Consider the following 10,243-nt stretch of genomic DNA (forward strand, 5'->3'; position numbering starts at 1 on the left):
GGTGCGCCGGCCGGGGGGATCTTCTTGTGGTTTTCGAGCGGTGTGGAGGCGGTCCGGACCGCGCGGGTCGCCTCCTCGTTTTCGGGGTCGTACGCAAGGATCGTCTTCCATGCGGCGATGGCCGCGGGGATGTCCCCCTTACGGTAGTTGAGCAGCCCCTTCTCCATCTGCGACGCGGTGAGCTTGTCCAGCATCGCCTTCACGTCGGCCCGGGTGAACGGGTACGCCCTCCCCCGGGCGGCCGGGCTCCCGATGTGGCGGAGCGTTCCCATCCACCGCTTCCCGGCGTCTTCCGGCTTTCCCTGCGCGTACGCCGCGTCCCCGGCCTTCTTCAGGCCGACGAGCGCTTCGTCGAATCCCCCGGCGGCCTCGGCGTGGCCCGGCTTCTCCTTCAAGGCGGAGGAGAACAGCTCCAGCGCGCGCTCGAATCCCCCATCCTGCAGGGCCGCCATGCCGTTTTCGACCGCCTTGTCCGCGGCGGATACCGGCGGCGCGGGGAGCGGCGGAGGGAGCGCGGGAGCCGGGGCGGGCGGCGAAGGAGCGGGGAGCGGCGCGGGCGGCTCCACCCGGACCGGCGGAGCGGGTTCCGCGACGGGCGGGGCCACTTTCCGCCAGCCGCATCCGGCCGCGAATGCGTGCGCAAGGACGAGCAAAAGGAGGCCGCCGAGAACGGGCCGGCCGCTCAAAGCGCCATGCTCCTCAGCGTGGCCATGTCCATCGCGGGAAGCTCCCGGATCATCTTCGCGAATGCGTCGGCGAGGTCGGGGGCGAACTGCGTCCCCCGGAAACGGAGGATCTCCTCCAGCGCCTCCTCGGTTCCGAGGGCCTGGCGATAGGGCCTGTCCGTCGTCATGGCGTCGAATGCGTCCGCAAGGGCGATGATCTGCGCGTGGAAGGGAATCTCGTTCTCCTTCTTGCCGTCCGGGTATCCTTCCCCGTTGAACCATTCATGATGCGCGCGGACCACCGGGATGTACCGGTGCAGGAAAGGCGCCGCCCGCAGGATCTCCGTGCCGTCCAGCGGGTGGCTGCGCATCTGCTGCTCCTCGACGTTCGTGAGGTGCTCCTCCTTGAGGAGCACGGCGTCGGGCGCCTGGATCTTCCCGAGGTCGTGGAAGACGGCGGCCCGCTCCAGGTCGATCAGGTTCTCCCGGCTCAGCCCCAGCCGCCTGCCCAGCTCGCAGGAGAGCTTCGCGACGCGGGCGGAGTGACCCTGCGTGTACGCGTCCCGGGCGTCCAGGGATGCGGCGATGACCCGGACCATGCCGATGTACGCCTCCTCGAGCTGCCGCGCCTGCGCCTGAAGCCCTTCCTTCTGGGACAGGATCTCCTCCGCCATCCGGTTGAACGCCCGCGTCAGGTCTCCCAGCTCGTCCGTGCTTTCGATTGGGATGGGGCGGAACTCCGCTCCTCCGCCCAGCGAGAGGACCCCCTGATGGAGCCGCTTGACGCGGGTCGTGATCAGGCTGGACATCAGCCATGTCCCGACGAACGCAAGCGCCAGGACGACCGATACGACGACCATGATCCGGCGGTGGACGGACCGGGTGGCGGCGGCCAGCGTCCCGGTCGTGAGCGCCAGGGTGGCGGTTCCCACCAGTTTCCCGGCGAACTGGATCGGGGTGCTGAACTCGATGAGCGTGCGTCCCTCGCGCACCACCTCGTCGGCGTGGGTTTCCGCATAGGTCGCGAGAGGGGTGATCCGGGCGGAGGGGGCGAACGTCTTGCCCCGGTCGCCGATCCGGCTGTGGGCGACCACCTTGTCCGCGGCGTCCCGGATCGCGACGAAGTCGATGTCGGGGACGCTTTCCCGGGTCTCGGACGCCAGGCGGTCCAGCGCAAGCTGGTCGTTGGCCAGCAGCGAATAGCCGGCGGAGAACGCCACCACGCGGGAGATGGCCGCGCCACGCTGCAGGAGGTTCTTTCGCATGGTGGATTCGGTGATCTTCGACCCCGCCCAGGCCACCGCGAACACGAGCAGGAAGGCCAGCGGCAGGAGGAACCCGAACAGCTTCATGCGGATGCCGAAAGAATACCGCCCGTTCCTCCCCATGTCGTGGAATACGTTTTTCATGTTTTTCAATCCGGTATGGACCATTATATATGCGGATCGAAGGGGAAGGGGGGCGCCATTGAAGAAAGGGTGAAGGAATTCCGATCGGATAACGTCGAAGGATGCGAGCAAAAACGGGAGGTGAGGGATGCCATTCTCGGGAAGAATGCGGATTCCGTTTGCGATCCTGGTGTTTCTGTCCGTTGCTGCATGGGGAGGCGGCGACGCGCGGGCCGAGGTCAGCGTCAGCATCAACATCGGGCCGCCGCCGATCGTGGTGGCCGAGCCGCCGGAGATCGTGGTGATCCCGGAGAGCCGGGTCTACTTCGTGCCCGATCCCCATATCGATGTGTTCTTCTACGCGGGCTACTGGTGGTCTCCCCGCGGCGACCGGTGGTACCGGGCGCGGGAATACAGAGGTCCCTGGGTCCACATCCATTCCACGAGCGTCCCCCGGGCCGTGGTCTACATGCCGCGCGATTACCGGGTCCGGTATCGGGACGTACGGCCGGTCCCTTACGGCCACTGGAAGAAGGAGCACGGCCATTGGGAGAAGAAGCATTGGAAATCCCACAAGCGCTGGGAGGCGGAACGGGAGCGGGAGTGGAGGGAGCGCAGTCCCGGCGACCGGTACGAGCGGCATGGCGAGCGCCGGCACGATCGGCGGGAGGACCGCCGCGACGACCGCCGCGACGATCGGCGCGACGATCGCCGGGAGGATCGCCGCGACCGGAGGTAGCGGCAGCGGTCAAGCGAGCTTCCGCAGCACCTCGTTCGAAACGAACCAGTACGCCTCGGGGATCCGCAGCCGACCGCGGTCCCGCACGAGGCCGCCCGAAGCGACCAGCCGTTCCACGGCCCCCGACAGCCTCTCCGGCAGGGGGCCGTGCCTTTTTTCCCCCTCTTCCGGCGATACCCCTTCCGACACGCGCAGCCCGAAGATCAGGAACTCTCTCCACGCATCCTCCCGGCTCCTCGCCTCGGCTTCCGCCCAGGGGATCCGCTCCTCCCCGACGCGGGACGCGTATTCCTCCAGGGAGGCCGGGTTCGCCGTCCGCATCCCCATCGGCGCCGATATCCCCGGGAACAGCAGCCCGTGCGCGGAAGGCCCCAGGCCGAGATATCCTTCGCGGCGCCAGTACTTTCCGTTGTGACGGCACTCCTGTCCCGGGAGCGCGAAATTGGAGATCTCGTAGTGAAGGTATCCCGCGGCGGCGAGGCGCCGCCGGGCCGTGTAGTACATGCTGGCCGTCGCATCGTCGGAGGGCAGGGCGATCTCACCGCGCTCCAGCCGCCCGTGGAGCGGCGTCCCCGGCTCCGGCGTGAGGACGTACGCGGAGATGTGATCGGGGCGGAGCGCGGCGGCTTCGCGCAGCTCTTCCTCCCAGTCCGCCTCCTCCTGCCCCGGGGTCCCGAAGATCAGGTCGATTCCCACGGAGGGGAACCGCGCCTCCCTCGCCCGCCGGAAGGCGTCCCGGGCGTCCCGCGCGGAGTGGATCCTGCCGAGCGCGGCGAGGACGGCGGGCCGGAACGACTGGACGCCGAGACTCAGCCGCGTGAAACCGGCATCCAGGAGCCGGGGAAAGTCCTCTTCCTGCAAGGTTCCGGGGTTCGCCTCCAGCGTCACCTCGGCCGTCTTCTCCACCGGAAGGCGGGAGCGTATCCCGGAAAGCAGCCGGCGGAGGCGCACCGGACCGAGCAGGGAAGGGGTCCCCCCACCGAAATACACCGTGTCCGCCGGCGGTTCCGCCTCCCGCGGAAACTCCCGGAGGACGATCTCCAGCTCCCGCAGGAGGAGGCCGCAGTACCGCTCCATCGCCTCTTCGCCGGCCACGACGGAGTAGAAATCGCAATACGCGCACTTGCGGGCGCAGAACGGGACGTGGACGTAGATGCCGCGCATCCGGTGATTCTCCCACGCCTTGACACGCCGCGGGGGATGCGATAGTTGTATTCCAATAAATGAATCACCGTTCAGTCGCCTTCCCGGCCAACATCAAGCGACAGGAGGAGGAACCGATGTTTCCGAAAATCCGCAGGGTAGCCGTCCTGGGTGCGGGCGTCATGGGCTCCGGGATCGCGGCGCACCTGGCCAGCGCCGGCATCCCCTGCCTGATGCTCGACATCGTGCCTCCGGTGCGCACGGATGATGAGGAGAAGAAGGGGATCCGGGAGAGCAGCCCCGCCTTCCGGAACCGGTTCGCGCTGAAAGGGCTGGAATCGATCCGGAAGAGCAAGCCGTCCCTCATCTATTCGAAGAAGGACCTCGACCTGATCTCGATCGGCAACTTCGAGGACGACCTCGGGAAGGTCGCGGAGTGCGACTGGGTCATCGAGGTCGTCGTCGAGAACCTGGCGATCAAGCAGGCCCTCTACGAAAGGATCGAGAGGCTCTGGAAGCCCGGGATCGTCGTCTCCTCGAATACCTCGGGCATCTCCATCGCGCGGATGATGGAGGGGCGCGGCGCCGACTTCCGCCGCCACTTCCTCGTCACCCACTTCTTCAACCCCGTCCGGTACATGAAGCTGCTGGAGCTGGTGGCGGGGGAGGACACCGACCCGGAGATCCTCTCGGGCATCGCCGATTTCGGCGAGCGGGTGCTGGGCAAGGGGATCGTCTACGGCAAGGACACGCCGAACTTCATCGGCAACCGGGTGGGCGTGTACGCGATGATGTACGCGATGCACGCGATGCTGCGGGACGGGCTGACGATCGAGGAGGTGGACAAGGTGCTGGGCCCCGCGATGGGCCGCCCGAAATCCGCCGCCTTCGGGACCGCGGACCTGGTGGGGATCGACACGCTGCTCCACGTCTCCGACAACGTCTACGAGAACCTCCCGGACGACCCGGACCGGGACAGGTTCCTCCCTCCCCCCTTCGTGAAGGAGATGGTCGCGCGCAAGCTGCTGGGGCGCAAGTCCGGCGCGGGCTTCTTCAAGATGGAAGGGAAGGGCGAAAACAAGAAGAAGATGGTGCTGGACTACAGCACCCTCGAGTACCGGCCGGCGGGGAAGGTCTCCTTCCCCTCGATCGACGCGGCCAAGGGCGAGGAGGACGTGGGGCTGCGGATCCGCAAGGTGGTCTCCGCCGACGACAAGGCGGCGAAGTACGCCTGGGACGTCCTGGCCGAGTCGCTGATCTACGCGGCGAAGCGGATCCCCGAGATCGCGGACGATGTCTTCAACATCGACAACGCCATGAAGTGGGGGTTCAACTGGACGCTCGGGCCCTTCGAGACGTGGGACGCCGTCGGCGTCGCCGACTCGGTGGCGCGGATGAAGGCGGAAGGCAAGGCGGTCCCTTCGATCGTCGAAGGGATGCTCGCCGCCGGCGCCGGCTCCTTCTACCGCCGGGTGGACGGGAAGCTGGAGTTCTTCGATTTCGGCTCCGGGAAGTACGTGGCGGCCCCGATCTCGCCGAAGGTGATCTACCTGCCGGCCCTGGCGGACCGGAGCAAGGTCGTGAAGAGGAACGCCGGCGCGACGCTCTACGACATCGGGGACGGCGTTCTGTGCGCCGAGTTCCACACGAAGATGAACACGATCGACGGCGATGTCGTCGGCATGCTGATGGAGGGCGTCGATCTCGCGGAGAAGGATTTCGCGGGGATGGTGATCGCCAACCACTCGGAGACCTTCTGCGCCGGGGCGAACATCATGATGGTCTTCCTCGCGGCGCAGAACAGGCAGTGGGACGAGCTCGAGAAGATCGTCAAGGGCTTCCAGGACTGCTGCATGCGGTTCCGGTACTCCGAGGCCCCGGTGGTGGCGGCCCCGGCAGGGGTCGTGCTGGGCGGCGGCGTGGAGATGTGCCTGGGCGCAGACCGGATCCGCGCGGCGGCCGAGACCTACATGGGGCTGGTGGAGGTGGGCGTGGGGCTTCTTCCCGCCGGCGGCGGCTGCAAGGAGATGGCGATCCGCCACCTGGAAGGGATCCCCGACGGGGTGAGCGTCGACCGGCTGCCCTTCCTCCGGAAGGCGTTCGAGACCATCGGGATGGCGAAGGTCTCGACCTCCGCGAAGGAGGCCCGCGAGATGGGGTTCCTCCGCCCCTGGGACCGGATCACGATCCAGCGCGATTACCTGATCCGGGACGCGAAGAACACCGTCCTCGGGATGCTCAAGGAAGGGTACGAGGCGCCGAAGCCGCGCACCGACATCGTCCTGCCGGGCAGATCGGCTTATCCGCAGTTCGTCTACGGCCTCTACGCGATGAAGGCGGCCGGGCAGATCAGCGACCACGACGAATCGATCGGCCGGAAGATCGCGTTCATCCTCACGGGCGGCGACGTCCCGGCGGGGACGAAGCGGACCGAGCAGGAGCTGCTCGACCTGGAGCGCGAGGGGTTCCTCTCGCTGTGCGGCGAGGAGAAGACGCAGGCGCGGATCCAGCATATGCTGATGAAAGGGAAGCCGCTGCGGAATTAAGGGACTCGATTCCAGGCGGCCAGGGAGGATACGACGATGACCAAGGCGTATGTCATTGCTTCCGTGCGCACGGCGGTGGGGCGCGCGTACAAGGGCAGCCTGAAGGACACCCGGCCCGACGACCTCGGCGCGGCCGCGATCCGCGGCGCGCTCGCGCAGCTCCCGGCGCTCGACCCGGCGGAAGTGGACGACGTGATCTTCGGCTGCGCGATGCCGGAAGCGGAGCAGGGGATGAACGTGGCGCGCACCTGCGCCCTGCTGGCGGGGATTCCCGATCATGTCCCCGCGATGACGATCAACCGGTTCTGCTCCTCGGGGCTGCAGTCGATCGCGATGGCCGCCGAGCGGATCATGGCGGGGTTCGCCGACATCGTCGTCGCGGGCGGCACCGAGTCGATGACGATGGTCCCCATGGGCGGGAACAAGCCCTCCTTCCACCCCGGGATCCTGGAGACGCGGCCGGAGACCTTCCTGCCGATGGGGCTGACCGCGGAGAAGGTGGCCGCCCGGTACCAGGTGACGCGGGAGGACCAGGACCAGTTCGCCTTCAACAGCCACCGGAAGGCGATCGCGGCGATCGGGGGGGGGAAGTTCCGCGACGAGATCGTCCCCGTCTCCACCGTGGTGTTCCGCGAGGGCGACGACGGGAAGCCCGTCCGCAAGGAGATCGTCTTCGAGTCGGACGAAGGGCCCCGGGCCGACACGACGCTCGAGGCGCTGGCCGCGCTGAAGCCCGCCTTCGACGCGCGGGGAACGGTGACCGCGGGGAACTCCTCCCAGATGAGCGACGGCGCCGCGGCATCGATCGTGGTCTCGGAGAAGGCGCTGAAGAAGCTCGGCGCGGAGCCGCTGGCGCGGTTCCTCGGCTTCGCGGTGGCGGGCGTGGCGCCGGACGTGATGGGGATCGGCCCCATGGAGGCCATCCCGAAGCTGCTGAAGCGGATGCGCGTAAAGACGACGCGGATCGACCTGGTGGAGCTCAACGAGGCGTTCGCCGCCCAGGCGCTTCCCGTCATCCGGGAGCTGTCGCTCGATCCCGACAAGGTGAACGTCAACGGGGGGGCGATCGCGCTGGGACATCCGCTCGGCTGCACGGGCGCGAAGCTCGCAGCCACGCTCCTGCACGAGATGAAGCGGCGCGGTCCTTCCCTGGGAGTGGTGTCGATGTGCATCGGCGGCGGGATGGGCGCCGCGGGGCTGTTCGAGCGGGAGTAAGCGGCGAATCCGCCCCGTTTTTTCGACCCGCCGGAAATACCGTCGCGATAAAATATTCATAGGTACGGTTTCCCCCCGCCGTGGGGGGAAACCTCCGCGGGCGGAAAGGCGGCTCCCCATGGAACGCCTGTACGACCTCATGGCTTGCAGCGGATCCCGGCCGGTACGCCGCGCCATCGCCTGCGCCCGGACGCGGGTATGAACAAATACCTCACATTGTTCGAGAGTCTCCCGATGCCCGCCTTTCTCCTGGACCGGGAAGGGATGATCGACAACGCGAACCGCGCCGCCGCGGAGCTTCTGGGCGAGGTCGAGCCCCCCGGCTTCCTCTCGGTGGAGGTTTCCACGTTCCTCGCGGCGGGCGTTCCTTGCCGCCGTATCGAGAAAATATTGAAGACGCCGAAAGGATGGCGCAATTACCGGATCGAGATGCACCGGATGCCGGGCGCATCCGGGACGTACGAGGGGGCCGTGGTCGTCCTCTCCGATCTGACGGAACGGCGCGAGGCGGAGGAGACCCTGCAGGTGGTCCTCGAGGAGCTGGAGGCGCGGGTCGCGCAGCGCACGGCCGAGGTCGCGCGCAGCCACAACCTGCTGAACGCGATCATCTCGAACACGACGGACTCGATATTCATGAAGGATTCCGAAGGGCGCTACATGATGGTCAACCCCGCATGCGCGAGGCTCATCGGCAGGCCCGCGGAGGAGATCGTCGGGAGGAGAGATCCGGAGCTGTTCCCCCCCGATTGCGCAAGGGCATTCGTGGAGGACGACCGGGAGATCCTCCGTTCCGGCGAAACGCGCACATACGAGGATGCGATGGAATGCGGGGCGGCGACCCGGTACTTCTCCACCACGAAGGGGCCGTACCGGGACGAGAGCGGCAATATCATCGGCCTGTTCGGCGTGAGCCGGGAGATCACGGAGAAGAAGCGCGAGGAGGAGGCCCTCCGCAAGGCGAATCGGGCATTGCGCATGATGTGGGAATTCGCCGGTTCCCTCGTTCGCGCGAAAGGCGAGTCGGAGCTGTATTCGGAAGTGTGCCGGATCGTCGTGGAAGAGGGGGGCTACCGGCTTGCCTGGATCGGAATCGCCGAGGACGATCCGGGAAGGTCCGTGCGCCCCGTGGCCCAATTCGGGTTCGAGGAGGGGTATCTCCAGACCCTGTCGCTCACCTGGTCGGACGCCGTCCGGGGCCGGGGTCCGACGGGGACTTCCATCCGTACGGGGGCTCCGGTCGTCGCCCGGGACATCCTGACGGACCCGTGCTTCGAGCCGTGGCGCGCCGAGGCGCTTCGCAGGGGGTACGCTTCGACCCTGTCCCTGCCGTTCGGGGAGCGCACGGGGGCCCTGACCGTCTATTCGGCCAGACCCGATGCGTTCGACACGGAAGAGGTTCGGCTCCTCACGGAGCTTGCCGAAATGCTCGGTTACGGGATCCGGTGCCTTCGCGCGGAATCGGACCGGGCGAAAAACGGTTGACACGACAACCCCGTCTAGATAGCCTATACCCTACTTACTTTATCGGGTTTATGTAATATCCGTACAGAAAGGAGTCCTCCCGATGTCATCGAGCCTCAAGCCGGAAACCATCGCCCTCCATGGTGGACAGAAACCGGATCCGACGACCGGCGCCCGGGCGGTGCCCATCTACCAGACCACCTCCTACGTTTTCCGGGATTCCTCCCACGCCGCGCGCCTGTTCGCGCTGCAGGAGTTCGGCAACATCTACACCCGGATCATGAACCCGACCACGGACGTCCTGGAGCAGCGGGTGGCGCAGCTGGAAGGGGGCACGGGGGCGGTGGCGGTCGCCTCGGGGCAGGCGGCGGAGACGCTGGCGCTGCTGAACATCGCCCGCGCGGGCGATGAGATCGTCTCCTCGGCTTCCCTTTACGGCGGGACGTACAACCTCTTCGCCCACACCCTCCCCAGGATGGGGATCGGCGTGAAATTCGTCGACCCGGCGGACCCCGCGAATTTCCGCAGGGCGATCGGGAAGAAGACGAAGGCGGTCTTCGCCGAGTCGGTGGGGAATCCGAAGCTCGACACCCTCGATTTCGCCGCCGTTTCGAAGATTGCCCACGACGCAGGAATTCCCCTCGTGGTGGACAACACGATGCCTTCCCCCTTCCTGCTCCGGCCGTTCGACCACGGTGCGGACGTCGTCATCCATTCGGCCACCAAGTTCATCGGCGGGCACGGGACCTCGATCGGCGGAATCGTGGTGGACTCGGGGAAGTTCGACTGGGGGAACGGGAACTTCCCCGACTACACTTCCCCTGACGCGTCATACCATGGGTTGAAGTTCTGGGAGACCTTCGGGGATTTCCCGGGGCTGGGGAACGTTGCGTTCATTCTTCGCCTCCGGGTGACGCTCCTGCGCGACCTCGGACCGGCGCTATCCCCCTTCAACGCGTTCCAGTTTCTGCAGGGGCTCGAGACGCTCCACCTGCGGATGGAGCGGCACAGCACGAACGCGCTGGCCGTGGGGAAGTTCCTCGAAGGGCATCCGAAGGTCTCCTGGGTGGGTTACCCCGGGCTCCC

The 10,243-nt window shown here is 67.1% G+C and carries 8 protein-coding genes; 5 read left to right on the forward strand and 3 right to left on the reverse strand.

Going from position 1 to position 10,243, the window contains the following annotated elements; genetic code table 11:
- Window positions 1-686: tetratricopeptide repeat protein (locus AB1346_04690; GenBank protein ID MEW6719730.1), on the reverse strand; the 686-nt coding region annotated here is incomplete at its 3' end.
- Window positions 683-2,074, reverse strand: a complete 1,392-nt coding sequence (locus tag AB1346_04695; protein MEW6719731.1) for an HD domain-containing phosphohydrolase — start codon at window positions 2,072-2,074, stop codon at window positions 683-685. The genes AB1346_04690 and AB1346_04695, both read right to left, overlap by 4 nt.
- A gap of 145 nt (window positions 2,075-2,219) precedes the next feature.
- Between AB1346_04695 and AB1346_04700 the strand changes: the two genes are divergently transcribed.
- Window positions 2,220-2,792, forward strand: coding sequence for a hypothetical protein (locus AB1346_04700; protein MEW6719732.1), 573 nt, complete (start codon window positions 2,220-2,222; stop codon window positions 2,790-2,792).
- A 9-nt stretch (window positions 2,793-2,801) separates the two neighbouring features.
- Here AB1346_04700 and hemW read toward each other — a convergent pair whose 3' ends face one another.
- Window positions 2,802-3,956 carry a radical SAM family heme chaperone HemW gene (hemW, locus tag AB1346_04705; GenBank protein ID MEW6719733.1) on the reverse strand — a complete coding sequence of 385 codons (1,155 nt, stop codon included), beginning with the start codon at window positions 3,954-3,956 and terminating at the stop codon, window positions 2,802-2,804.
- 116 nt (window positions 3,957-4,072) lie between these two features.
- On the opposite strand from hemW, the gene AB1346_04710 reads away from it, so the two are divergent.
- From AB1346_04710 to AB1346_04725, 4 genes are all read left to right on the forward strand, one after another.
- On the forward strand, window positions 4,073-6,481 hold the full coding sequence (locus AB1346_04710) for a 3-hydroxyacyl-CoA dehydrogenase/enoyl-CoA hydratase family protein (protein ID MEW6719734.1): 2,409 nt from the start codon (window positions 4,073-4,075) through the stop codon (window positions 6,479-6,481).
- A gap of 36 nt (window positions 6,482-6,517) precedes the next feature.
- Window positions 6,518-7,696: an acetyl-CoA C-acyltransferase gene (locus tag AB1346_04715; protein MEW6719735.1), complete on the forward strand. Its 1,179-nt coding sequence runs from the start codon at window positions 6,518-6,520 to the stop codon at window positions 7,694-7,696.
- Between the two features lie 198 nt (window positions 7,697-7,894).
- Window positions 7,895-9,178 (forward strand): PAS domain-containing protein, encoded by a 1,284-nt coding sequence (locus tag AB1346_04720; protein MEW6719736.1) that lies wholly within the window; start codon window positions 7,895-7,897, stop codon window positions 9,176-9,178.
- Between the two features lie 82 nt (window positions 9,179-9,260).
- Window positions 9,261-10,243 (forward strand): aminotransferase class I/II-fold pyridoxal phosphate-dependent enzyme (locus tag AB1346_04725; GenBank protein ID MEW6719737.1); only part of this gene is annotated, 983 nt, incomplete at its 3' end.

Source organism: Thermodesulfobacteriota bacterium (genome assembly GCA_040758155.1).
In the GTDB taxonomy this organism is placed as follows: Bacteria; Desulfobacterota; Deferrimicrobia; order Deferrimicrobiales; family Deferrimicrobiaceae; genus UBA2219.